Source organism: Streptomyces sp. Ru73 (assembly GCF_002920575.1).
Taxonomy (GTDB): Bacteria; Actinomycetota; Actinomycetes; order Streptomycetales; family Streptomycetaceae; genus Streptomyces.
Genome location: NZ_PQSQ01000001.1, coordinates 177,722 through 200,668, shown reverse-complemented (window position 1 = coordinate 200,668; position 22,947 = coordinate 177,722). Strand labels below are relative to the sequence as shown.

Genomic DNA, 22,947 nt, shown 5'->3' with positions numbered 1-22,947 from the left:
CGGTTCATCACGCGGCGCGCGTTCCCCTTCCTGCGCGGGTGGCGCGAGCGGGCGTCGCGCACAAATTCATTGACCGATAAACCTGCTCCCTTCTTGACTGGTCATCGCAGGAGCCTCAGGCTCCCCTGGCTGCGCCACGGGGCGCAGCGCGAAGGAGGCGGACCATGAACGACCCGACCACCGCGGCGGCGGTACCGCTGCCCCCCGTCGTCCGGCGTACCTCGCCCCTGGCCATCCCCTTTCCCGCGCGGCTCAATCCCGGGGTGGAGGCGGCCCGGCGGCACACGCTCGGCTGGCTCCACGGGCACGGCATGCTGTGCGGTGAGGCGGCCACGGAGGAGTACGACGCGCTGCGACTGGACCGGCTCATGGCCTACTTCTATCCGGACGCCGGGCCCGACGAGCTGGCGCTGGCAACGGACTTCAACGCCTGGTTCTTCCTCTTCGACGACCAGTTCGACGGCGAGCTGGGCCAGTGCCCGGAGGCGGTGGCGCACTTCGTGGACCGGGTGGTGCGCACGATGGACGACGCGCCGGAGCTGCTGCCCGAGGAGCCCGACAGCCCGCTGGTCTCCGGGTACCGCGACATCTGGCGGCGCATCACAGCGGGCGCGCCCCGTGCCTGGCAGCTGCGCTTCCGCGACCACTGGGAGCGGTATCTCGGCGCGTACCACTGGGAGGCGCAGAACCGTACCCGAAAGGGGGTGCTGCCACTGGAGCAGTACCTCAAGGGGCGCCGGGACTCCATAGGGGTGCAGCCGTGCCTGGACTTCACCGAGCGCTGCGGCGGTTATGTGCTCCCGAGAGAGCTGCACGGCCGGCCGCCGCTGGCGGAGCTGCGCCGGCTCACCGCCGAAGTGGTCATCTTCGTCAACGACGTCGTGTCGGTGGACAAGGAGCTGGCGGCCGGGGACGTCAACAACAGCGTGATCATCCTCCAGCGGTCCACGGGCTGCACGCCGGACCAGGCCGTGCGCCGGATCATCCGTACGGCCAACGCGCGGGTGGACCAGTTCCAGCAGATCGCCGCGACGCTGCCGGCGACGCTCAGGGAGCTGGGCGTGCCGGCCGAGGTGCACGATCATGTGGCGCACTACGTCACGGGCATGCGGCATCTGATGACCGGCAACCTCGTGTGGTCGCAGGAAACGCCGCGCTACGACGCCACGGGCACCGCCTCCGTGAGCAGCCGCCCGTGGGCCGGGCTGTTCGCGGCCGCCGATCCCGGGGTCCGGGAGGCGTAGGACGGCCGCGGGGCCCCGGTGCCGCCGGGGCCCCCGGGCCTCACGTCAGGTCGAACTCGCCGTCCCGGGCGCGCAGCATGAAGCCGCGCCATTCGCCGGGCGAGAAGACGACGGCCGGGCCGTCCGGACTGCGGCGGTCCCGCATCGCGATGAAGCCGTCGACGAAGGCGATCTGGACGTCTCCCACGGCCTGCCCGCTGGGCTGCCACTGGGCCCGCGTGAGATCGAGGTCGGGCCGCTGTTCGCCGGTGGTCCGCTGCTCGGTGGTGGTGCTTTCGGCCACGTTTTCCGCTCCTCCCCAAGGGGGTGTCCGCCGTCCGGGCCAGCGTAGCCACCGCGCCCGGCGACCGACAGGCCGCGACGGGCTGCGCGGCCCGGTACCGTACGGCATCGGTCAGCTCGCGGGCGGTGCGGCGCCGACCAGCCACATCGCGAAGAACTGCGAGCCGCCGCCGTACGCGTGCCCCAACGCGCGCCGGGCGCCCGGCACTTGGTGCTCGCCGGCCCGGCCGCGCACCTGGAGTGCCGCTTCGGCGAAGCGGAGCATGCCCGAGGCGCCGATCGGATTGGTGGAGAGGACCCCGCCCGAAGGATTCACCGGGAGGTCACCGTCCAGTTCCGTCGCGCCGGACTCGGTGAGCTTCCAGCCCTCGCCCTCCTCCGCGAAGCCCAGGTTCTCCAGCCACATCGGCTCGTACCAGCTGAACGGCACGTACATCTCCACCGCGTCGATCTGGCGGCGCGGGTCGGTGATGCCGGCCTGCCGGTAGACGTCGGCGGCGCAGTCCCGTCCGGCGCGCGGCGAGACGGCGTCCTTGCCCGCGAAGAGCGTCGGTTCGCTGCGCATCGCCCCGCCGTGCACCCAGGCCGGCGGGTGCGGCGCGCGGTGTGCGCCCGCCCGTCCCGTGAAGACCATCGCGCACGCGCCGTCCGAAGAAGGGCAGGTCTCGGAGTACCGGACGGGGTCCCAGAGCATCGGGGACGCCTGGACCTTCTCCAGCGTGATGTCGTGCTCGTGCAGGTGCGCGTACGGGTTCTTGAGCGCGTTCCGTCGGTCCTTGTAGGCGACGAGGGAGCCGATGGTGCCGGGCGCGCCGGTGCGCCGCATGTAGGCGCGCACGTGGGGCGCGAAGAAGCCGCCGGCGCCGGCCAGCAGGGGCTGCTGGAAGGGCACGGGCAGGGACAGGCCCCACATCGCGTTGGACTCGGACTGCTTCTCGAAGGCGAGGGTGAGGACGGTGCCGTGCACGCGTGCGGCGACGAGGCTGGCGGCCACCAGGGCGGTGGAGCCGCCCACGGAGCCCGCGGTGTGCACTCGGAGCATGGGTTTGCCGACGGCGCCGAGCGCGTCGGCGAGGTACAGCTCCGGCATCATCACGCCCTCGAAGAAGTCGGGGGCCTTGCCGATCACGACGGCGTCGATGTCGGCCCAGGTCAACTCGGCGTCCTTCAGGGCGCGCAGGGCGGCCTCGCGGACGAGTCCGGCGAGCGAGACGTCCTTGCGTGCGGCGGCGTGCCGGGTCTGGCCGATGCCGACGACGGCCACGGGCTCCTTGCTCATGACGGCCTCACTCCCCTTCCAGGACGGCGACCAGGTTCTGCTGCAGGCACGGGCCGGAGGTGGCGTGTGCGAGGGCGCGTCGGGACTCACCGCGCTGGATGCGGGCCGCCGCCTCGCCGAGCCGGATCAGCCCCGCGGCCATCATCGGGTTGGCGGCGAGGGCGCCGCCCGAGGGGTTCACGGCCACGTCGTCGGTGAGCCGCAGGGCGCGGCGCAGCACGATCTCCTGCGAGGTGAAGGGGGCGTGCAGTTCGGCGGTGTCCACGGGCCGGTCGAAGGCCCCGGCGCGTTCGGCGGCGAGCCGGGTGGAGGGCGAGTCGGTGAGGTCGCGCACGCCGAGTGCGTGCGCCTCGATGCGGTGGTCGATGCCGCGTATCCAGGCGGGCCGGTCGCACAGCTCTCGTGCGGTGTCCCCGGCGGCCAGGACGACGGCTGCGGCGCCGTCCCCGATGGGCGCGCAGTCGCCGCGCCTCAGGGGGGCGACGACGTGGTCCCCCATGGGGACGTCGCCGCGCAGCTGGGCGTGCGGGTTGGTGGCCGCATCCGTACGGCTGCGCGCGGCGACCCCGGCCAGGGCGTGCTCGTCGGCGGCGCCGGTGTCGAACAGGGCCTGTGCCTGGAGTGCGGCGAGCGCCACGGGGTCGGGCCAGAGCGGCGCCAGGTAGTACGGGTCGAGTTGGCGTGTCAGCACCTCACGGAGGTCGCCGGGCGAGGACTTGCCGTAGGAGTAGACGAGGGCGGTGTCGGCCTCGCCGGTCAGCAGCTTCACCCACGCCTCGTACAGCGCCCAGGCGCCGTCCATCTCGACGTGCGACTCGGCGACCGGTGGCCAGGCGCCGACGCCGTCCAGCGCCATGGTGAACGAGAAGGCCCGCCCGGCGAGGTAGTCGCAGGACCCTGAGCAGACGAAGCCGAGGTCGCCGGTCTTCAGGGAGACCGCGCCGAGGACGTCCTTCAGCACCGGCATCAGCATCTCCACCTCGGAGACCTCGGTGCTGTCCGGTACGTGGTCGGACTGTCCGAACGCGACGATCGCCACGTCCCGCATCACACCAGCTCCTTGTACGTGTCGTAGTCGGCGTCCGGTTCGCCCGTTGGCCGGTAGTGGTCGGGCCAGCGCTGCCCTTCCTTCCAGACCGGCTCGACCCGCATGCCCATCCGGACCTGGTCGTACGGGATGCCGGCGATGCGGCCGTGGAGGGCGAGCCCCGCGCCGTCGAGGGCGATGTGGCCGTAGACGTAGGGCACGTCGATGTCCAGACCCTTGGCCTTGATGTTGACGATGCAGAAGGTGGTGACGGTGCCCTTCGGGCCGACCTCGACGCGTTCGCCGGTGGGGACGCCGCAGGTGGGGCAGGCGCCGCGGGGCGGTACGTACACCTTGGCGCACTCGGGGCAGCGCTCGCCCACGGTGCGCCGCTCGGCGAGGGCCTTGAGGTACGCGGTCTGGGCGCGGCCGGGGCTGTAGGTGTAGTCGAGGCGGGCCGGGAGGGTGACGACGGAGACGGCGTCGGCGAAGTCACCGGCGTGGTCCCGGGGCGCGGGTCCGGCCGCTCCCTCGTACGGCTCGAAGCAGGCGATGTCCGTGATGGCGCCGGTCCGCGTCTCCGCCCACCGGATGCGCACCCGCATCCCGGTGCTGACGGCGTCGGGCGAGGGGGCGTCGAGGACGTGCAGCAGCGCGCTGTCGGTGCCGTCGAGCCGGACCAGCACCCAGGCGAAGGGCCGGGCGAGGGGGTGCTTGCCGGTGGGGTGCGGGTTCCAGGCCCAGGTGGTGACGGTGCCGGTCTCCGCGACCTGGACGAGGTCCCGCAGCTCGTCGGCGGTGACCGGGTCGTACTCGACGGGCGGCACCAGCACCGTGCCGGCGGTGGTGCGGACGCCGAGGACGGTGCGTTCGCGGAGGCCGGTGAGGAAGGCGCTCTGGACCGGGCCGAGGGAGCGGGTGAAGGGGAATGCGACGACGAGCGGGGCGGCGAGGCTGTCGGTGGTCACGGGCTGCTCCTCAGGTGCGCCGGTAGACGGGCGGACGCTTCTCGGCGAAGGCCCTGGTGCCTTCCTTGGCGTCTGCGGTGGCGAAGACGGGCCAGCCGACGGCGAGTTCATGGGCGAGCCCGTCGGCCTCGGTCATCCCGGCCGTGTCGTACACCGAGGCCTTGACCGCCTCGACGGCGAGCGGGCCGCAGGCGTTGATCTGCTCGGCGATCTCCAGGGCCTTGGCGCGGGCCGTGCCGTCGGGCACGACGTGGCCGATCAGGCCGGTCCGTTCCGCTTCGTGCGCGGTGTACGGGCGGCCGGTGAGCAGCATCTCCAGGGCGTGCGTGCGCGGGATCTGGCGCTGGAGGCGGACGGTCGAGCCGCCTATGGGGAACAGCCCCCGCCGCACCTCGAAGAGGCCGAAGGTCGCGCTCTCCCCTGCCACGCGGATGTCGGTGCCCTGAAGGATCTCGGTGCCGCCCGCCACACAGGGGCCCTCGACGGCGGCGATCACCGGCTTGCGCGGCCGGTGGTGCCGGAGCATGGCCTTCCAGTGCAGGTCGGGGTCGGCCTTCATCCGGTCGCGGTACGCGCTGTCGGCCATGCCGTCGCCGGCCAGCGCCTTGAGGTCCATGCCGGCGCAGAAGACGCCGCCCGCGCCGGTGAGGACGACGGACCGGATCTCGTCGTCCTCGTCGGCGGCCAGCCAGCCGTCGTACAGGCCGACGAGCATCGGTGGCGAGAGGGCGTTCTTCGCCGCCGGGCGGTCGAGGGTGAGTACGAGTGTCGCGCCGACGCGTTCCACGGTGAGGTGTTCGGTGCCGGTGCCGGTGCCGCCGGGTGTGCCGCCCATGCCGTTCTCCCGTCCTGCCCGTGTGAAGAATGCAGAACAGGTTGCAGGAGCAGCACGGCGACTTCAAGGGTTTTCTGACACTCAGTCAGATTTATTGGCCTCGGCTCTTCCCCCTTGCCGCCCCGGAAGCTCTAATGAGCGCCGGACCAGCGGCCCGCGCGATCAGGAGGAGACGTGGAGTACAACCTTGCCGACCTCTTCGAGTCGATCGTCGACGCGGTGCCGGACCGCGAGGCGCTGGTGTACGTCGACCATCCAGGAAGCGGCGCCGAACGCCGCCTCGGCTACGCGGAGCTGGACCGCGCGGCCAACCGTCTCGCGCACCACCTGAAGGACTCCGGGATACGCCCCGGCGACCACGTCGGCCTGCACCTCTACAACGGCGTCGAGTACCTCCAGACGCTGTACGCCTGCCTGAAGATCCGCGCCGTGCCCGTCAACGTCAACTACCGCTACGTCGCGGAGGAGCTGGCCTACCTCTACCGCGACGCGGACCTGGCGGCCCTGGTCTTCGACGCGGAGTTCACCGGCCGGGTGGCCGCCGCCGCACCCGAAGCGCCGCGCCTGCGCCACCTCGTACGCGTCGGCACGCCGCCCCCGGAGGCCCGCGAACCCGCGCTCCCCGTAGTGCCGTTCACGGAGGCGGAGGCCGCGGGCTCCCCCGGCCGCGGCTTCGGCCCGCGCAGCGCCGACGACCGCATCATCATCTACACGGGCGGCACCACCGGCATGCCCAAGGGCGTGGTCTGGCGCCACGAGGACCTGTTCTTCTCGGGGACGGGCGGCGGCGCGCCCACCGGCGAGCCGGTCACCCGCCCCGAGGAGCTGGCCGAACGGGCCGCGGCGAGCGGTGAGGGGCTGGTCTTCTTCCCCACTCCCCCGCTCATGCACGGCACCTCCACGCTCACCGCCCTCATCGGCTTCCACTTCGGACAGAAGGTGGTCCTGCACCGGAAGTTCGTGCCCGAAGAAGTACTGCGGACGATCGAACGCGAACGGGTCACCAGCGTCTCCCTCGTCGGCGACGCCATGCTGCGCCCGCTGACGGACGCGCTCGGCGGCCCGCTCAAGGGCACCGACTGCTCCTCCCTCTTCGCCGTCTCCAGCTCCGGCGCGATCCTCTCCGAGACCGTACGCGCCCAGTTCACCGCCCTGCTCCCGCAGGCGATGCTGCTGAACAACTTCGGCTCCTCGGAGTCCGGCTTCAACGGCACGGCGACCGCCGACGCGGGCCCGGACACCGGCTTCCGGCTGCACGTCAACGGGCGTACCGCGGTGGTCGACCCGGTGACGCACGCGCCCGTGCCGCCCGGTGAGCCGGGCCGGCTGGCGCAGCGCGGCCACGTACCGCTGGGCTACTACAACGACCCGGCCAAGACCGCCGAGACGTTCTTCGAGGCGGACGGCGAGCGCTGGGTCCTGCTGGGCGACATGGCGACGGTCGACGAGGACGGCGTGGTCACGGTCCTCGGGCGCGGCTCGCAGTGCATCAACTCCGGCGGCGAGAAGATCTACCCGGAGGAGGTCGAGCAGGCGCTCAAGGCCCATCCGGACGTGTACGACGCGCTGGTCGCGGGGGTGCCGGACGACCGCTGGGGCAACCGGGTCGCGGCGGTGCTGCAACTGCGGCCGGGTGCGGGCCCTGTGGACCTGGCCACCGTCCAGGCCCACTGCCGCACCCGCCTCGCCGGCTACAAGATCCCCCGCACGGTCGTGCTCACCGACCGCATCCAGCGCTCGCCCAGCGGCAAGGCGGACTACCGCTGGGCGAAACGGGTGGCTGCGGAAGGCTGATCCGCTCCGGGGCGCGCCCGCCTCTCCGGGGGCGCGGCGTGCCTCCGGGAGGCGGCGTGGCTCCGGGAGGCAGCGTGCCTCCGGGGCCCGCCTCCTGGCGTACGCCCCGTCTCTGGGGCACGCTGTGCCTTCGGGTGCGGCCCCGGGGCCATCGACCGAGGCCGCACCCGAGGGGAGCGAGCGGCCCCGGTGACGGTGTTCACCCTTCGTCCGCCTCCCCCGCGGCACCGGCTTCCGGCTCGGACCGCGCCACCGCCACCACGACCAGGGCCCCGGCCGCCAGCGCGCCGCCGGTCCACAGCACCGCCGCAAGGCCCGCACCGTCCGCGACGCGCCCGCCCACCGCCGCGCCCAGAGCGATCGAGGCGTTGAACACGCCGACGAAGAGGGCGGCGGCCGCCTCCCGCGCATGGGGGACGGCGGCCTGCAACCAGGTCTGCGCCGCCACCGAGACGCCCCCGTAGGCCAGCCCCCACACCACCAGCAGCGCCCCGCCGGCCGGCGGCGAGCCGCCCAGCTCGGGCACCAGCAGCACGGCAGCGGCGAGCACCGCGCTGATGACCAGCAGCGCGCGGCGCGGCGAGCGTGCCGCGCCGGCCGCACCGGCGAAGTTCCCCACGACGCCCGCGATCCCGTAGGCCAGCAGCAGCGCACCGATCAGCCCGGGACCGGCGCCGGAGACGTCCTCCAGGACCGGACGCACGTACGTGTACGCGGTGAAGTGCCCGGTGACGAGCAGCGCGATGGCCAGCAGTCCGATGCGTACGGTGCGCTCCCCCGCCAGTCGGAAGAGCCCGCCCAGCCGGGCCGCCCGCGCCACCGGCAGCCGCGGCAGCAGTACCGCAAGCGCCACCGCGACGGCGGCGCCCAGCGCTCCGACCGCGATGAACGCCGTACGCCAGCCCGCGGCTTCCCCGAGGTACGTGCCGGCCGGCACACCGAGCACGGAGGCCACGGCGATGCCGCTGAAGATCAGTGAGGTCGCGGCACCCGCCGGCCTCCCGGGCACCAGACGCGCGGCGAGGGAAGCGGCCACCGTCCACACCCCGCCCATGCCCACGCCGACCAGCACGCGCCCGGCCATCAGCACCCCGAAGTGCGGCGCCCAGGCGGCCAGCAGGTTCCCGGCGGTCAGCAACAGCATCAGCGCGCACAGGACGGCCCGGCGGTCCCGGCGTCCCAGTAGCGGCGTCAGGAGCGGCGCGGACGCCGCCGCGACGAGCCCGGTGACCGTCAGGGCCAGCCCGGCCGCGCCCTCGCTCACCCCCAGCGAGCGGCCCATCGGGGTCAGCAGCCCCACCGGCAGCATCTCGGAGGTCACGACCGTGAAGGTGGCGGCGGCGACCGCACCGACGGCCGCCCAGCCGCGCCGCGTCGGCCTCTCCGGCACCGCTTCCTGTTCCGGCCGGGGGTGCGCCGGACGCGTCGTGTGCACTGTCTCTTCCATGCCTTCAGGCAACCCTTGTCCCGCACCGGGAACAACGGCGGTTCTCTCATCCTTCGATGAGTCACACTCATCGATCGCCGATGAGGCACACTCGTCCCGACCGCCAGGACAGGTGCGCGGACAGCGCGTACCGGGAGAGGTGCGCGGGCACCGCACAGGAGGGAAAGCGGCTGATGAGCGGCCTGGACGTACGTGAGCTGGAGTGCTTCCTCGTGCTCGCTGAGGAGTTGCACTTCGGGCGGGCCGGGGAACGGCTGTACGTCTCCCAGAGCCGGGTCAGTCAGCTGCTGGGTTCGCTGGAGAGCCGCATCGGTGCCCGGCTGTTCGCACGTACCAGCCGTCGCGTGCGGTTGACGCCGCTGGGGGAACGCTTCCTCGCCGGGCTCCGGCCGGCCTACGACGACCTGCGCGCGGTCGTCGACGAGGCGCGCTCCGCGGCACGCGGCGTCACGGGGGTCCTGCGCCTCGGCTTCCAGGGTGCCGCCAACGATCAGCTGATGAGCGCGGTGGCCCGGTTCCAGGAGCGGTACCCCGGCTGTACGACGGAGATGGTCGAGGTGCCGCTGAGCGATCCGTTCGGTGCCGTGCGGTGCGGCGCGGCGGACCTGGCCGCCGTACTGATGCCGGTGGCGGAGGACGACCTGGTCGTGGGCACGGTCTTCTCACGGCAGCCGCAGCACCTTGCGGTGTCGGTGCGCCACCCCTTCGCCGGCCGGCCCTCGGTGTCCGCCGAGGACCTCGCCGACTGCACGCTGATCGGGGTGAGCGGTCCCGCTCCCGCGTACTGGCGCGCCGTCGCCGCACCGCCCGTCACGCCGGCGGGGCGGCCGATCCCGGCGGGCCCGGCGATCGGCACGCTGCAGGAAGGACTCACGCTGGCCGCGGCGGGCCGGGGCGCGATGCTGCTCTGCGCGCCGACCGCCGAGTACCACGCCCGCAGCGCGCTCGCCTACGTACCGGTGACCGGCTTCCCGGCCTCCGCGCTGGCGCTCGTCTGGCACCGCGACCACGAAACCGCCCGCGTACGCGCCTTCGCGGAGGCACTGGCGGAGACGGGCACGGCGGCCCGGCACGCCGCCCGGGACACCGCCCGGGACGCCGCCCGGGAGGCCCCCGCCTCGGGCGGCCGCCGAACCGTCTCCGGCTAGCCGCAGACCGACCGGAGGGCGCGGGCCAGTGCCACCGTGTGGAGCGGGTCCAGGTGCCCGTCGCGTACGACGCCGGCCGAGGCAGCCGTCAGGACGGGGCCGCAGGACGGCGCCCGGCGCGCGGCCGCCGAGTCGGCGAGCGCGCGCACCAGGCCCTCGTTGATCCGGTTGATCTCCGCGCGGACCTCGGTGAGGTCGGGGCGGGTGGTGGGCGCCTGAGACGGGTCGGCGGTCCAGCGGCGGTGCAGCTCCCGCTGCACGATCTTGTTCGCCTCGATCTGGTCGCGGAAGACCGCGACCGTGCGCACGGGGTCCGCGCCCAGTTCGCGGGCCCGCTGGGCCACCGCGTCGAGGACCTGCCGCTCGCGCGCCGGGTCGTCGATCGGGCTGTCCGTACCCCACTTGGCCGCCGCGACCAGGTCGGCGGTGGCCAGCCGCTCGGCGGACAGCTGGGCGATCGGCCGCAGCGCGGCGTACGGGCCCGCGTGCGCGGCGGGGCGCACGGCGGACGGAGCCGCTGACGGCGCGGCGTGGGCAGCGGGCGCGGCGACCGCGCCGGGGGCTGCGGTGCAGAGGACGGTCGCGGCGGCGGCCGCGACGAGCGCACGGCGGACGAGGACGCGCCGCGGCGAACCACGGCGGACGGAGGCGGTGAGCGGCACGGATTGCCCTTCCCGGACGGTCTCACGGGGAGACGCACAACTGGCGGCGGCCCGCATGCCGTGGGCGGCTCGCGGGACGGTCCTGTTGTACTTGATCAACAGTCGGCCCGGCTACCGGTCCGGAGGCGGTTCCCGCGTCGCCACGCGCGCCCGATCGGCCCCCGCCCCGCCGGCCGCGCGCCGGCCGCTCCACCGGCGCGGACGACGCCCCCACTGGCACGGGCGACACACGCGCGGCCGGCCGGGACGAGCGGCAGCTCCGGCGACGCCCCCACTGGCGCGGGCAACACCCTCGCCGACGTGAGCGAGCCCCTCCGACCCGGGCGAGGCCCTCCGACCTGGGCGAGGTGCCTCCGACCCGGGCGAGGCCCCCTGCCGCGCGGGCGCCGGCGCCCGCGCTACGGCTCCCGTGCCAGGAACGTCTGTACCGCGTCGAGGAATTCGCGCGGCCGCTCCTCGTGCACGAGGTGTCCGGCACCGTCGATCGTGACCAGCTCGGCGTGCGGGATCAGCTCCGCCATGCGGGCCAGGTGCTCCTGCGGGATGTGGCTGTCGCCGCCGCCCCCGATCACCAGCGTGGGCGCGGTGATGCGCGTAAGGCCGTCCCACCACTCCGGGTCCGGCGCGTTCCGCTGCGCCACCACCGCCGCCTTGGCCGCCCAGTCGAACAGCTGCGGCCCCGGCGGTGCTTCCGGCACCTCCTGCGGCGGGTCGGCAGGCAGCGGCGGGGCCGCCTCCTCCAGGACCAGCCGCGCCACCAGCTCCGGCCGCTCGGCGGCCAGCAGGAACGCGGTCACCGCGCCCAGCGAGTGGCCGATGAGCGTGACGTCCTCGAGCTCCAGCGCGCCGAGGAAGCCGATCGCGTCGTCCCGCCACCGCTCGAAGCCGTACTCGCCGGGCCAGTCGCTCTTGCCGTGTCCCCGCTGGTCCAGCGCGTACACCCGGTGGGTGGTGGCCAGCTGGCCCACCACCCCGCGCCAGTCCTCGCCGTCCTCGCCGAGACAGTGCAGCAGCACGGCCGGGGGCGCGTCCGCCTCGCCCCACGTCCGGTACGCCAGCTCGACACCGTCCACCTGCACCTTCTGTACGTCCGCCATGGGGCCGAAGGTACCCACGGCGGGCCGTTCCAAGACTCCGTGACGCGAGGCGTTCGCGGTGCGCTGACTGTCCGCGTGCCGGCGTCAGGTCCCTTCGCTCAGCTCGTCGGCGGCTCCCCCTTGATGATGGCGAAGGCCGCGCCGTACGGATCGCGGAACATCGCCAGACGGCCGACGCCCTCCGCGTCGACCGGCGGGATGAGGGTCGTCGCGCCGCGCTCCGTGGCCGCTGCCGCCGTCGCGTCGCAGTCGTCCACGCCGAAGTACGGGTGCCACTCGGACGTCGACCCGCGCTCCAGGTGCTCCTGGGGCAGCTGCATGATGCCGCCCTGGCCGAACGCGGGGGACGCCGCGACGCCCGCCGGGACCACGATGGTGTACGCGCCCGCCTCGCCCATCGGCAGGTCCTGGTACTGCCAGGAGAACACCGCGCCGTAGAAGTCCTTCGCCCGCGCGCTGTCGGTGGTGTACAGCTCGGTCCAGCACAGGGCGTTGGACTCCATCACCGCCTCCAGCCCCTTGATCTCGCCGGGCTGCCAGACGGCGAAGCGCGCACCCGTGGGATCGGTGAAGGCGGCCAGCCGGCCGGCGGTGAAGACGTCCATCGGCTCGGCGCGCACCGTGCCGCCGGCCGCCTGCACCGCCTTGGCCGTGCCGTCCGCGTCGGTGGTGTGGAAGTACAGCGTCCAGGACGGGTCGGCGCCCTCCTCCACGAGCGGGCCGATGGCGGCGACGGTCCGGCCGTCCAGCCGGAAGAAGCCGTACCCTCCGGCGTCCGGCCCCAGGGACTCGAAGGTCCAGCCGAACACCTCGCTGTAGAAGGCGACGGCCGCGTCCACGTCGGGGACGCCGAGGTCCAGCCAGTTCGGCGCGCCCGGTACGTACTGGGTCGAGAGCATGAGCAGATCCTTCGGTGTGAGGCGAAGCGGGTGAACTGCCGTGGTGGCGGTGTCCGGCCGCCGGCCGATCACGGCCCGCACCGCCCTTTTCCGATCGGTCCTCAGCATGGCAGGCACCACTGACAGTCACCCCGCAGCGACACGTCACCGCAGGTCGGACGGGACGCCGAAGCCACCCGGCGGGCCCCGCGCCCAGTTTCCGTCGGCCCCGCGCCCAGCCCCGGCCGGGTCCGTGCTCAGCCCCGTCCCGGCCCCTGCTCCCGTCCCAGCCGCTGCCGCAGTTCACGCTTGAGGATCTTGCCGCTGGCGTTGCGCGGCAGCTCGGGGACGAAGACGACCCGCTTGGGCGCCTTGAAGGCGGGCAGCCGGCTGCGCGCCGCGGCGATCAGCTCCTCCTCGCCGACGTCGCCCGCGTCCGGCTTCACCACGACCACCGCGGTGACCGCCTCGATCCACCGGTCGTCCGGCAGTCCGACGACCGCGACCTCGGCGACCTTCGGGTGCTCGTACAGCACGTCCTCGACCTGCCGCGAGGCGACCAGTACGCCGCCGGAGTTGATGACGTCCTTCACCCGGTCGACGACCGTGAGGTAGCCCTCGGGGTCGCGCACGGCCAGGTCACCGGAGTGGAACCAGCCGTCCCTGAAGACCTCGGCGGTCTCCTCCGGCTTCTCCCAGTAGCCCTCGCACAGCTGCGGCGAGCGGTAGACGACCTCGCCCGGCGTCCCGTCGGGCACGTCCCGGCCCGCCTCGTCGACGACCCGTGCCTCCACGAAGAGGACGGGCCGGCCGCAGGAGTCCATCCGCCCCTCGTGCTCGTCGGGCCCGAGCACGGTGGCCAGCGGGCCGATCTCGCTCTGCCCGAAGCAGTTGTAGAAGGCGAGGCCGGGGAGCCGGCCGCGGAGCCGCTCCAGTACGGGTACCGGCATGATCGAGGCCCCGTAGTACGCCTTGCGCAGCCCGGAGAGGTCGCGCGCCGCGAAGTCGGGGTGGTGGGAGAGGGCGATCCACACGGTGGGCGGCGCGAAGAGGCTGTCCGCGCGGCCGGCGCCCACCAGTTCGAAGATGGTCTCGGCGGCGGGCGCGTCCAGGATGGTGTTCTCCGCGCCCACGGCCAGGTAGGGCAGCAGGAAGACGTGCATCTGGGCGGAGTGGTAGAGCGGCAGGGAGTGCAGCGGCCGGTCGTTCTCCGTGAGGTCGAGCGCCGTGATGGCGCTGACGTATTCGTGCACGAGGGCGCGGTGGGTCATCATCGCGCCCTTGGGGAGCGCGGTGGTGCCCGAGGTGTAGAGCAGCTGGACGAGGGACTCGCCGTCGACGGCGCCGGGCAGCGGGAGCGCTTCGAGGGCCGCGGGGTCCGCGCGCAGCCTGTCCAGCCGGGCGAGCAGCCCGTCGGCGGCGTCGCGCAGCGGCAGGACGCGCACGCCGTCGGGGAGTTCGCGCGCGGGGCCGGGGTCGGCGAGCACCAGGGAGCTGCCGGACTGTTCGACGATGTACCGGAGGTCGTCGCCGGTGAGGTGGTGGTTGACGGGGACGTGGACGAGGCCGGCGCGGGCGCAGGCGAGGAAGCCGATCAGGTAGGCGTCGGAGTTGTGCCCGTAGGAGCCGACCCGGTCGCCGGGGCGCAGCCCCTCGCCGAGGAGCAGCCGGGCCGCGGCGGTGACCGCCTCGTCCAGCTCCCGGTAGGTCCAGGAGCGTTCGGCGTACCGCACCGCCGTGCGCTCGGGCACGCGCCGGGCGCTCCGCCGCAGCATTCCGTCGACCGTACTGCTCCGTACTCCAGCCATGGCGCGATCCTGTGCCCAGCCACCGCCCGGGTCAAGGGAGGCGGCACCGGGGCGCGGCGGCCCCCGGTGCCACGGCTGCCGCGCGGTACCTCACAGTGCGCGTTCCCTGCCCTCCCAGTAGGGCGCGCGCAGCCGCCTCTTGTAGAGCTTGCCGTTGGGGTCGCGCGGCATGGCGGTGATGAAGTCGACGCTCTTGGGGCGCTTGTACCCGGCCAGCCGGGTGGCGCAGTGGGCCAGGATGTCGGCGGCCAGATCGGGGCCGGGCGTGTGGCCGTCCGCCGGTTCGACGACGGCCTTGACCTCCTCGCCCCAGTCGTCGTGCGGGATGCCGAAGGCGGCGGCGTCGGCGACGGCGGGGTGGGCGAGGAGCGCGGCCTCGATCTCGGCGGGGTAGATGTTGACGCCGCCGGAGATGATCATGTCGATCTTGCGGTCGCGGAGGAAGAGGTAGCCGTCCTCGTCGAGGTGGCCCAGGTCGCCGACGGTGAAGAAGTCGCCGATGCGGTTCTTCTCGGTCTTGCCGTCGTCCTTGTGGTACCTGAAGCCGCCGGTGGTCATCTTCATGTAGACGGTGCCGAGCTCACCGGCCGGCAGGCGGTTGCCGTCGTCGTCGAAGACCGCAAGTTCGCTGATGGGCCAGGCCTTGCCGACCGTGCCGGGCTTCTTGAGCCAGTCCTCGGCGGTGGCGAAGGCGCCGCCGCCCTCGCTGGCCGCGTAGTACTCCTCGACGCAGCTCCCCCACCAGTCGATCATGGCGCGTTTGACGTGGTCGGGGCAGGGTGCGGCGCCGTGGATGGCGTGCCGCATCGAGGACACGTCGTACCGGTTCCTGGTCTCCTCCGGGAGGGCGAGCAGCCGGTGGAACTGGGTGGGCACCATGTGCGTGTGCGTGCACCGGTAGGTGTCGATGAGGCGCAGCATCTCTTCGGGCGTCCACCGGTCCATCAGGACGAGCCGGTGGCCGATGTGCAGGGCGGCGCCGGAGAACTGCAGGACGGCCGTGTGGTAGAGCGGCGAGCACACGAGGTGCACGTTGCCGTCGAAGGGCCGGATGCCGAAGATCCCGAGGAAGCCGCCGAGATGGGTCTCCTCGGGGGGCTTGCCGGGCAGCGGCCTCCGGATGCCGCGCGGGCGTCCGGTGGTGCCCGAGGTGTAGTTCATGACCCAGCCGAGCGTGCGGTCCTCAGGGGCCGTCTCCGGCTGTCCTGCGAGGAGTTCGGGGTAGGGCCGGAAGCCGTCGACCGTGCCGACCGCGTAGCGGCTCTCCGGGGGCATTCCGGCCTCGTCGGCGGCGGCCCGGGCGGCCTCGCCGTACCGCTCGTGGGCAATGAGCGCCTTGGCGCCGGAGTCGGCGACGATCCAGGCGATCTCCGGGCCGACGAGGTGGTGGTTGACGGGTACGAGGTAGAACCCGGCCTGGCTGGCGGCGAGGTAGGCCGTGAAGAACTCCGCCCCGTTGGGCAGCACGACGGCGAAGGCGTCGCCGCGGCGCAGTCCGGCGGCGCGCAGTCCGTGGACGAGGCGGTTGCAGGCGGCGTGCAGCCGGCCCGCCGTCCACTCCTCGCCGTCCGGGGCGATCAGGACGGTGCGGTCCGGCGCTGCGGCTGCCTGGGCCCAGAAGCCGCTGGGGGCCGGTGCTCCGGGTTGCGGCACTGCTGTCATGGCGTAACCCTCCTCACGCCCGGCCGGCGATGCGGTTGATGCGGTCGATGGCGCGTTCGAACCCGCGGGTGAGGTCGTCGAAGACGGCCTGCACGCTCCGGGTGCTGTTCATCTGCCCGACGATCTGGCCCACGGGGGTGCCGAGCAGCGGCTCGGCCTCGTACTTCTGGATGCGCGTCAGGGCGTCGGCGACCAGCAGGCCCTGCAGCGGCATGGGCAGCGGACCGGGCCCCTCGGGGTCGTCCCAGGCGTCGGTCCACTCCGTACGCAGCTGCCGTGCGGGCTTGCCCGTGAGGGCGCGCGAGCGGACGGTGTCCCCGGGGCCCGCGGCGAGCAGCTTCCGGGTGAGCAGCGGCGAGTGCATGTCGGCCTCCTCGGTGGTCAGCCAGACCGAACCGAGCCAGACGCCCTGCGCCCCGAGGGCGAGGCCCGCCGCGACCTGCTCCCCGGTGCCGATGCCGCCCGCGGCCAGCACGGGGAGCGGATCGACGGCGCGCACCACTTCGGGGGTGAGCACCATCGTGGCGATCTCGCCGGTGTGCCCGCCCGCCTCGTAGCCCTGCGCGACGACGATGTCGATGCCGGCTTCCTGGTGGTGCCGCGCGTGCCGGGGGCTGCCGGCCAGCGCGGCGACGAGGATGCCGTGGTCGTGCGCGCGCCGCACCACGTCGGGCGGTGGTGAGCCGAGCGCGTTGGCGAGCAGCTTGATCGGGTAGTCGAAGGCGACGTCCAGCTGGGAGCGCGCCACCTGCTCCATCCAGCCGGTGATCCGCCAGCCGGACGCCTCGCCCTCGGGGAGCGGCGGCACGCCGTGCTTGGCGAGCGTCTCCTCGACGTACGCGCGGTGCGTCCCGGGGATCATCGCCTCGATGTCGGCCTCGGTGACGCCCTCGACCTTCTTCGCGGGCATCACGACGTCCAGGCCGTACGGGAGGCCGTCGGTGTGCTCCTGCATCCAGTCCAGGTCGCGCGCGAGCTCGTCGGCCGCGCCGTACCGCACGGCGCCGAGCACCCCGAACCCACCGGCCCGGCTGATGGCCGCGGCCACGGCGGGGAACGGGGTGAACCCGAAGACGGCGTGCTCGGCCCCCAGTGTCCTGCTCAACTCCGTCTGCATGCGCGCAGGATGCCGCAGCACACCGCACGAGGGAAGAGTTTTCCTGACACAACGTCAGATCCCGGCGGCGCCCGCCGGTCCGGCGGAAGATCCTGGCATGGCTTCTCTTCCCGTCTGCGGCCCCGAAGGCCCGCTGCGCGCACCCGAGGGTGCGCCGCACCCGCCTCCCGTACGTGCCGTGCTCTTCGACTTCTCGGGCACGCTGTTCCAGATCGCCTCGTACGCCGACCGCATCCGCGCGGCCCTGGACTCCCCCGTGGGCGAGGCGGCGATGGACGCAATGCTGGCGGGGCTGGAGGCCGGACTGGCGCAGCCCGCCGTCGTCGCGGCCCAGCGCGGCCGGGACGTCTCGGCCACCGCCCACCGGCACGCCTTCACCACCTGGTACGCGTCCGTGCCGGCCCTGGCACCGGTCGCCGACGCGCTGTACGAGCAGCTGCGCTCGCCGGACCACTGGCGCCCGTACGCGGACGCGGCGGCGACGCTGGACGAACTCACCCGACGGGGCGTCGCGCTCGGCGTGGTCAGCGACGTGGGCTGGGACCTGCGGCCGACCTTCGCCCGGCACGGGCTCGACCGGTACTTCTCCGTGTGGGTGCACTCCTTCGAGCACGGCACGGAGAAGCCCGATCCGGCGCTCTTCGGGTACGCCTGCCGGCAGTTGGCCGTGGCGCCCGCCGAGACGCTGATGGTCGGCGACCACCCGGCCAAGGACGGCGGCGCGGCGGGCAGCGGCCTGCGGTCGTACGTACTGCCCGCCGGTGCAGCGCCGGGTTCGGTGCGGGGGCTGGACGCGGTGCTGCGGCTGGTCCTGCCGCCGGGGGCGTAGGCGCGGCTGGTCCTGCCGCGCCCGGCTGCCGCCTCGTCGTGGTGTCCGCGGCCCCTGATCGGCCGTGGAGCGGCGGGCGGGCGCCGCCCCGACCCGGAAGGCCGGGGCGGGGTGTTCAGTCCGCCAGGAGCGCCATGGCGGCGTTGTGTCCTGGGATTCCGCTGACGCCGCCGCCCCGGGGAGCGCCGGCACCGCACAGCAGGACGTTGGCATGGCCGGTGGCGACACCCCAGCGGGCGGCGGGGGTGTCGTCCTCCCGGCCGTCGGCGTACGGGAACGACAGGTCGCCGTGGAAGATGTTGCCGCCCGGCAGCCGGAGGTCGCGTTCCAGGTCCAGCGGGGTCTTCGCCTCGATGCAGGGGCGCCCGTCGGCGTCGTGCGCCAGGCAGTCGGCCAGCGGCTCGGCGAGGTGCGCGTCGAGCTGTTCGACGGTGGCCCGCAGGAGGCGTTCCCGCTGGGCGTCGTTGTCGCCCGCGAAGAGGCGCGCGGGGGTGTGCAGCCCGAAGAGGGTGAGGGTCTGGTAGCCCTGGCGCACGAGGCCGGGGGCGAGGATGGACGGGTCGGTGAGCGAGTGGCAGTAGATCTCGCTGGGCGGCGCTGCGGGCAGCTCACCGGCCGCCGCCTGCTGGTAGGCCGTCTCCAGCTGCTCGTACCCCTCGGCGACGTGGAAGGTGCCCGAGAACGCCTCCCGGGGGTCGACGCTCGTGTCCCGGAGGCGCGGCAGCCGCGTCAGCAGCATGTTGACCTTCAGCTGGGCGCCTTCGGCCGGCTCCGGCCGCGGTTGGCCGAGGAGCCCGGCCAGCGCCTCCGGGGAGGCGTTCACCAGGACGTGACGGGCGGCGAACGTGCCCTGCGCACACGTGACTTCGGCCGTCGTCCCGTCCGTGGCCAGCCCCGTCACCTCGTGCCCCGTGGCGATCTCGGCGCCGGCCTGCCGGGCGGCGCGGGCCAGCGCGTCGGTGAGCGCGCCCATGCCGCCCAGGGGGACGTCCCAGTCGCCGGTGCCGCCGCCGATGACGTGGTACAGGAAGCAGCGGTTCTGCCGCAGCGTCTCGTCGTGCGCGGAGGCGAAGGTCCCGATCAGGCCGTCGGTGAGCACCACGCCGCGCACGAGGTCGTCGGCGAAGGTCTTCTCGATGGTCTCGCCGATCGGCCGCTCGAAGAGGGCCTGCCAGGCGTCCTCGTCGTCGATGCGGGCGCGCAGCTCCGCACGGGAGGGCAGCGGTTCGGTGAGCGTGGGGAAGACGCGCTCGGCGACCCGTGACGTCATCCCGTAGAAGCGTTCCCACGCCTCGTACTCGCGGTCCGTGCCGGTCAGTGCCTCGAACGCGGCACGGGTACGCGCGGGACCGCCGCCCACGAGGAGCCCGGTGGGGCGGCCCGCACGGTCGGCGGGCGTGTAGGAGGAGACGGTGCGCTTCCGGACGGCGAAGCGGAGGCCGAGGTCCTGGACGATCTTCGGGGGCAGCAGGCTGACGAGGTAGGAGTAGCGGGAGAGCCGGGCGTCGATCCCGGCGAAGGCCCTCGTGGAGACGGCTGCGCCACCGGTGTGGCCGAGCCGCTCCAGTACGAGCACGGTGCGCCCGGCGCGGGCGAGGTAGGCGGCGGCGACGAGGCCGTTGTGCCCGCCGCCGACAATGATCACGTCGTAGGACGTCCGTTCCGGCATGCCTCTTGGTAGCACGGTGCGATCACTACCGGCCAGAGGTCGGCCTCCCTCCGGTCGGCAAACACTCAGCAACGATCCCGTTCGAAAACTTCCGGAGACTCGGCGGTCTCGCGCGCCTCACTGCGCGTGCGGCTCCCGGCGCTGGCGCAGCGCGGCCACCCGGCGGTACAGGCCGACCGCCTCCTCCGCACGGCCCACCTGTTCCAGGCAGTGCGCCTCGTCCGTGCGGCTGGCCAGCGCGTCGGGGTGGTCGGGCCCGAGCACCCGCTCCCGGGCCTCGGCGACCTGCCGGTAGACCGACAGCGCCTCGCTCCAGCGCTTCAGCCAGCCCAGCGCCACGGCGACCTCGCGGCGGCTGACGAGGGTGTCCGGGTGGTCGGGGCCGAGCACCTTCTCGCGCAGCGCGCACACCTCCCGCGCCTCGGCCAGCGCCTCCTCCCAGCGCCCGAGCCGCCCGAGGTTGACGCCGAGACCGTGCCGCGCGCGCAGCGTCTCGGGGTCCTCCGGGCCCTGCCCCTCCGTACGGGCCGCGACCAGCTCCCGGTAGAGCTGCAGGGCCTCCGCGCTCCGGCCCAGCCGGCCGAGGCTTATGCCGACCTCGTACGTCGCGGCGAGCGTATCGGGGTGCCGCGGGCCGAGCGCCTGAGAGCGCGCCGCGGCCACCTCCCGGTAGGTGCGCAGCGCTTCGGGCCAGCGGCCCAGCCGGCCGAGGGCGTACGCGACCTCGTGGCGCGTGACGAGCGTGTCGGGGTGGCGGTCGCCGAGCACCCGGGCGCGCGCGGCGGCGACCTCGCACGCCACCTTGTAGGAGTCCTCCAGACGGCCCAGCCGGCCGAGGTTGTTGGCGAGGTTGTGGCGGCAGCGCAGGGTGTCGGGGTGGTCGGCGCCCATCGTGCGGTCCCGGGCCGCGGCCACCGAGGTGTAGATCTGGTGCGCCTCGAAGTGGCGCCCGAGGCGGCCGAGTACGTAGGCGGTCTCCTGGCGCGCCGCGAGCGTGTCGGCGTGCTCGGGGCCGAGCGTCCGCTCGCGGCCCGCCGCCACCGCCTCGTACTCGCGCAGCGCGTCGGCGAACCGGCCCGAGCGCGCCAGGGTGAAGGCCACCTCGAAGCGGCTGGCGAGGGTGTCGGCGTGGTCGGGCCCGAGCAGGTGCTCCCGTTCGGCGGCGACCGCGCGGTGCACCTCGCCCGCCTCCTCCCAGCGCCCGAGCCGGCCCAGGCTCAGCCCGGCCTTGTGCCGCCCGGCGAGGGCCGTGAGCGTGGCGGGCGAGGGCGCGGGGCGCTCCTGGGCCGACGGGACGCCGTCGGCGCCCGGGGGCTCGAAGCCGGCCGTCCAGGAGCCGGTCAGCTCGCCGACGGCACCGCGGGGCGGCGTGCGCGGCGCGCGGACCGGCCGGGCCCCGGCGCCGATCCGCATGCCGGCCGTCCAGGCGGGCAGCCCCGGGCCGGTGTGCTGCGGGGCGCGCGCCGTGGCGATGCGCTTGCCCAGCTCGGCGGCGTCGCGCGGACGGTCGTCGGGGTCCTTGGCGAGCAGGTCCAGGACGATGCGCTCGTAGGGTTCGGGCAGGTCGGGGCGGCGCTTGCGGAGCGGTTCGGGCTCGGTGTCCCGGTGGCCGACGAGCACCGCCCAGGCGTCGTCGAACTCGAACGGCGGTACCCCTGTGGCCAGTTCGTAGAGCACGCAGCCCAGGGAGTACAGGTCGCTGCGGTGGTCGATGGTGCCGCCCGCGATCTGTTCGGGCGACATGTAGTGCGGGGTGCCCATGGCGATGCCGGTGCCGGTGAGGCGGGCGGTGAAGCCGATGTCGTGGCCGAGCCGGGCGATGCCGAAGTCGCAGATCTTCACCGTGCCGTCCGCTATCCGGACGATGTTGGCGGGCTTCAGGTCCCGGTGCACGACCGCCTGCTCGTGCGTGTACGCGAGCGCCGCCGACACCTGGTCGGCGATGTCCACGAAGTCCGGTACGGGCAGCGGGTCCCGGCGGTTGTCCTCCAGAAGCTGGCTGAGATTGCGCCCGTCCAGCAGCTCCATGACGATGTACAGGATGCCGTCGTCCTCGCCGAAGTCGTGCACGACGGTGATGCCGCGGTGCTGCAGGCCGGCGGCCACCCGCGCCTCACGGCGGAACCGCTCGCGCAGCACCCGCATGAACGACGGGTCCTGCTGCTGCCCCAGTGGCTTGAGGCACTTGACCGCGACCCGGCGGCCCAGCGACTCGTCCCGGGCCCGCCAGACCTCGCCCATCCCCCCGCGCCCGATCCGCTCGATCAGCCGGTAACGGCCGTGGATCAGCCTGCTCTCCCCCATCGCCTGCCGCCGCCCCCGTCCGCGTAATCAGTCCTGTGGCTCCCCCTGAGCACCGTGAGCCCTCAGTATGGCGGCCGGGCGGCACAGCTTGTAGGCCGACGGGCGGGTGCCGGGTCCGAGTCTGGCCACCGCGCGCAGGATGTGTTTCGGGGGCAGTTGCCAGCGCACGGTCGCGGGGACGGACCGCAGTACCCGCCCCGCCGCGCGCAGCCGCCGGTCCACGGTGTCCGGAGGCGGTGCCGGCCTGCCGTACAACGCGTGCGCATACGGCGGGAGCGCCGCGTACGCCAGCGAGGCCACCCGCCGCCACAGCAGGTCCCGTACGGGGAGCAGCGGCAGCGGGGCGGGCGGCCTCCGAAGGAAGTCGTCCACGGCCGCCGCCTCAGGGGTCGCCGCCAGTTCGGGCCTCACCTCTTCGAAGTACGCGGCGAGCCGGGCGCGGTCCCCCGGTACGGCGGCGGGGTCGAGACCCACGAGACGGGCGGCGGTGCGGTTCTCCCGTATGTACGCGTCCCCCGCCGCCCCGCGAAGGGCAGCGCTCGCGGGGTGTCCGGAGCGGCGCACGACCTCCAGGTAGGAGTCGATCTCGGCGCAGTGCACCCACAGGAGCAGCGCCGGCTCGTCCACGGGGTAGCGCTCCCCCGTGGCGGGGTCGGTGGCGGTCAGCCTGCGGTGGATGCCGCGTACCGCCGCGCCGGCCCGCTCGGCGGCCTCGGTGGTGCCGTACGTGGTGGTGCCGACGAACCCGGCGGTGCGCATCAGCCGCCCCCAGGCGTCCCGCCGGAAGTCGGAGTTCTGCAGGACGCCGCGCACGGCACGCGGGTGCAGCGCCTGGAGGTAGAGCGCGCGGACGCCCGCTATCCACATCATCGGGTCGCCGTGCAGCTGCCAGGTCAC

General features: G+C 73.9%; 19 protein-coding genes. 4 read left to right on the top strand and 15 right to left on the bottom strand.

Going from position 1 to position 22,947, the window contains the following annotated elements; translation table 11 throughout:
• Positions 1 to 164: 164 nt before the first annotated feature.
• Positions 165 to 1,244: an isoafricanol synthase gene (locus tag C3486_RS00915; RefSeq protein ID WP_103830544.1), complete on the top strand. Its 1,080-nt coding sequence runs from the start codon at positions 165 to 167 to the stop codon at positions 1,242 to 1,244.
• A gap of 40 nt (positions 1,245 to 1,284) precedes the next feature.
• Here C3486_RS00915 and C3486_RS00910 read toward each other — a convergent pair whose 3' ends face one another.
• The 5 genes from C3486_RS00910 to C3486_RS00890 form a co-directional block, all read right to left on the bottom strand.
• A complete protein-coding gene (locus C3486_RS00910) occupies positions 1,285 to 1,527 on the bottom strand; it encodes a DUF397 domain-containing protein (RefSeq protein ID WP_103830543.1) in 243 nt (80 codons plus the stop codon).
• A gap of 111 nt (positions 1,528 to 1,638) precedes the next feature.
• Positions 1,639 to 2,805 carry a thiolase domain-containing protein gene (locus C3486_RS00905; RefSeq protein ID WP_103830542.1) on the bottom strand — a complete coding sequence of 389 codons (1,167 nt, stop codon included), beginning with the start codon at positions 2,803 to 2,805 and terminating at the stop codon, positions 1,639 to 1,641.
• 7 nt (positions 2,806 to 2,812) lie between these two features.
• Positions 2,813 to 3,853 carry a thiolase domain-containing protein gene (locus C3486_RS00900; protein WP_181138393.1) on the bottom strand — a complete coding sequence of 347 codons (1,041 nt, stop codon included), beginning with the start codon at positions 3,851 to 3,853 and terminating at the stop codon, positions 2,813 to 2,815.
• Entirely contained in the window at positions 3,853 to 4,800 is a 948-nt protein-coding gene (locus C3486_RS00895; RefSeq protein WP_258052511.1) for a Zn-ribbon domain-containing OB-fold protein, read from the bottom strand. The genes C3486_RS00900 and C3486_RS00895 overlap by 1 nt, the downstream gene beginning before the upstream one ends.
• Positions 4,801 to 4,810: 10 nt before the next feature.
• Positions 4,811 to 5,635 (bottom strand): crotonase/enoyl-CoA hydratase family protein, encoded by an 825-nt coding sequence (locus C3486_RS00890; protein WP_103830539.1) that lies wholly within the window; start codon positions 5,633 to 5,635, stop codon positions 4,811 to 4,813.
• 174 nt (positions 5,636 to 5,809) lie between these two features.
• On the opposite strand from C3486_RS00890, the gene C3486_RS00885 reads away from it, so the two are divergent.
• Positions 5,810 to 7,429: an acyl-CoA synthetase gene (locus tag C3486_RS00885; protein ID WP_103830538.1), complete on the top strand. Its 1,620-nt coding sequence runs from the start codon at positions 5,810 to 5,812 to the stop codon at positions 7,427 to 7,429.
• Between the two features lie 199 nt (positions 7,430 to 7,628).
• On the opposite strand, the gene C3486_RS00880 is transcribed toward C3486_RS00885, so the two are convergent.
• Positions 7,629 to 8,876, bottom strand: coding sequence for an MFS transporter (locus C3486_RS00880; protein ID WP_103830537.1), 1,248 nt, complete (start codon positions 8,874 to 8,876; stop codon positions 7,629 to 7,631).
• A 173-nt stretch (positions 8,877 to 9,049) separates the two neighbouring features.
• Between C3486_RS00880 and C3486_RS00875 the strand changes: the two genes are divergently transcribed.
• Positions 9,050 to 10,024: a LysR family transcriptional regulator gene (locus C3486_RS00875; RefSeq protein ID WP_103830536.1), complete on the top strand. Its 975-nt coding sequence runs from the start codon at positions 9,050 to 9,052 to the stop codon at positions 10,022 to 10,024.
• On the opposite strand, the gene C3486_RS00870 is transcribed toward C3486_RS00875, so the two are convergent.
• The 6 genes from C3486_RS00870 to C3486_RS00845 all read right to left on the bottom strand — a co-directional run bounded on the left by C3486_RS00870 (position 10,021) and on the right by C3486_RS00845 (position 17,248).
• Complete coding sequence (locus tag C3486_RS00870; protein WP_258052510.1) at positions 10,021 to 10,686, bottom strand: chorismate mutase; 666 nt, start codon at positions 10,684 to 10,686, stop codon at positions 10,021 to 10,023. The two genes, C3486_RS00875 and C3486_RS00870, sit on opposite strands and share 4 nt — an antisense overlap.
• Positions 10,687 to 11,084: 398 nt before the next feature.
• Complete coding sequence (locus tag C3486_RS00865) at positions 11,085 to 11,783, bottom strand: alpha/beta fold hydrolase (protein WP_103830586.1); 699 nt, start codon at positions 11,781 to 11,783, stop codon at positions 11,085 to 11,087.
• Positions 11,784 to 11,881: 98 nt separating this feature from the next.
• Positions 11,882 to 12,682: a VOC family protein gene (locus C3486_RS00860; RefSeq protein WP_103830585.1), complete on the bottom strand. Its 801-nt coding sequence runs from the start codon at positions 12,680 to 12,682 to the stop codon at positions 11,882 to 11,884.
• A 236-nt stretch (positions 12,683 to 12,918) separates the two neighbouring features.
• On the bottom strand, positions 12,919 to 14,469 hold the full coding sequence (locus tag C3486_RS00855; RefSeq protein ID WP_103830535.1) for an acyl-CoA synthetase: 1,551 nt from the start codon (positions 14,467 to 14,469) through the stop codon (positions 12,919 to 12,921).
• Positions 14,470 to 14,559: 90 nt separating this feature from the next.
• Positions 14,560 to 16,131, bottom strand: coding sequence for an acyl-CoA synthetase (locus C3486_RS00850; RefSeq protein ID WP_103830534.1), 1,572 nt, complete (start codon positions 16,129 to 16,131; stop codon positions 14,560 to 14,562).
• A 13-nt stretch (positions 16,132 to 16,144) separates the two neighbouring features.
• Positions 16,145 to 17,248, bottom strand: coding sequence for a nitronate monooxygenase family protein (locus C3486_RS00845; RefSeq protein WP_103830584.1), 1,104 nt, complete (start codon positions 17,246 to 17,248; stop codon positions 16,145 to 16,147).
• A gap of 97 nt (positions 17,249 to 17,345) precedes the next feature.
• Here C3486_RS00845 and C3486_RS00840 point away from each other — a divergent pair, with 97 nt between their 5' ends.
• A complete protein-coding gene (locus tag C3486_RS00840) occupies positions 17,346 to 18,077 on the top strand; it encodes an HAD family hydrolase (protein WP_103830533.1) in 732 nt (243 codons plus the stop codon).
• A 115-nt stretch (positions 18,078 to 18,192) separates the two neighbouring features.
• Here the strand turns inward: C3486_RS00840 and C3486_RS00835 are convergent, their stop codons facing one another.
• From C3486_RS00835 to C3486_RS00825, 3 genes are all read right to left on the bottom strand, one after another.
• Positions 18,193 to 19,746 carry an NAD(P)/FAD-dependent oxidoreductase gene (locus C3486_RS00835; protein WP_103830532.1) on the bottom strand — a complete coding sequence of 518 codons (1,554 nt, stop codon included), beginning with the start codon at positions 19,744 to 19,746 and terminating at the stop codon, positions 18,193 to 18,195.
• Between the two features lie 117 nt (positions 19,747 to 19,863).
• Positions 19,864 to 22,050, bottom strand: coding sequence for a tetratricopeptide repeat protein (locus C3486_RS00830; protein WP_103830531.1), 2,187 nt, complete (start codon positions 22,048 to 22,050; stop codon positions 19,864 to 19,866).
• A gap of 27 nt (positions 22,051 to 22,077) precedes the next feature.
• Positions 22,078 to 22,947 carry an oxygenase MpaB family protein gene (locus C3486_RS00825; protein ID WP_258052516.1) on the bottom strand — a complete coding sequence of 290 codons (870 nt, stop codon included), beginning with the start codon at positions 22,945 to 22,947 and terminating at the stop codon, positions 22,078 to 22,080.

Bases quoted from the DNA above. Each gene is read 5' to 3' on its own strand.
- C3486_RS00915 (WP_103830544.1), top strand. From the start codon at position 165: ATGAACGACCCGACCACCGCGGCGGCGGTACCGCTGCCCCCCGTCGTC.
- C3486_RS00905 (WP_103830542.1), bottom strand. From the start codon at position 2,805: ATGAGCAAGGAGCCCGTGGCCGTCGTCGGCATCGGCCAGACCCGGCAC.
- C3486_RS00900 (WP_181138393.1), bottom strand. From the start codon at position 3,853: ATGCGGGACGTGGCGATCGTCGCGTTCGGACAGTCCGACCACGTACCG.
- C3486_RS00890 (WP_103830539.1), bottom strand. From the start codon at position 5,635: ATGGGCGGCACACCCGGCGGCACCGGCACCGGCACCGAACACCTCACC.
- C3486_RS00880 (WP_103830537.1), bottom strand. From the start codon at position 8,876: ATGGAAGAGACAGTGCACACGACGCGTCCGGCGCACCCCCGGCCGGAA.
- C3486_RS00875 (WP_103830536.1), top strand. From the start codon at position 9,050: ATGAGCGGCCTGGACGTACGTGAGCTGGAGTGCTTCCTCGTGCTCGCT.
- C3486_RS00865 (WP_103830586.1), bottom strand. From the start codon at position 11,783: ATGGCGGACGTACAGAAGGTGCAGGTGGACGGTGTCGAGCTGGCGTAC.
- C3486_RS00860 (WP_103830585.1), bottom strand. From the start codon at position 12,682: ATGCTCTCGACCCAGTACGTACCGGGCGCGCCGAACTGGCTGGACCTC.
- C3486_RS00855 (WP_103830535.1), bottom strand. From the start codon at position 14,469: ATGGCTGGAGTACGGAGCAGTACGGTCGACGGAATGCTGCGGCGGAGC.
- C3486_RS00850 (WP_103830534.1), bottom strand. From the start codon at position 16,131: ATGACAGCAGTGCCGCAACCCGGAGCACCGGCCCCCAGCGGCTTCTGG.
- C3486_RS00845 (WP_103830584.1), bottom strand. From the start codon at position 17,248: ATGCAGACGGAGTTGAGCAGGACACTGGGGGCCGAGCACGCCGTCTTC.
- C3486_RS00840 (WP_103830533.1), top strand. From the start codon at position 17,346: ATGGCTTCTCTTCCCGTCTGCGGCCCCGAAGGCCCGCTGCGCGCACCC.
- C3486_RS00835 (WP_103830532.1), bottom strand. From the start codon at position 19,746: ATGCCGGAACGGACGTCCTACGACGTGATCATTGTCGGCGGCGGGCAC.
- C3486_RS00830 (WP_103830531.1), bottom strand. From the start codon at position 22,050: ATGGGGGAGAGCAGGCTGATCCACGGCCGTTACCGGCTGATCGAGCGG.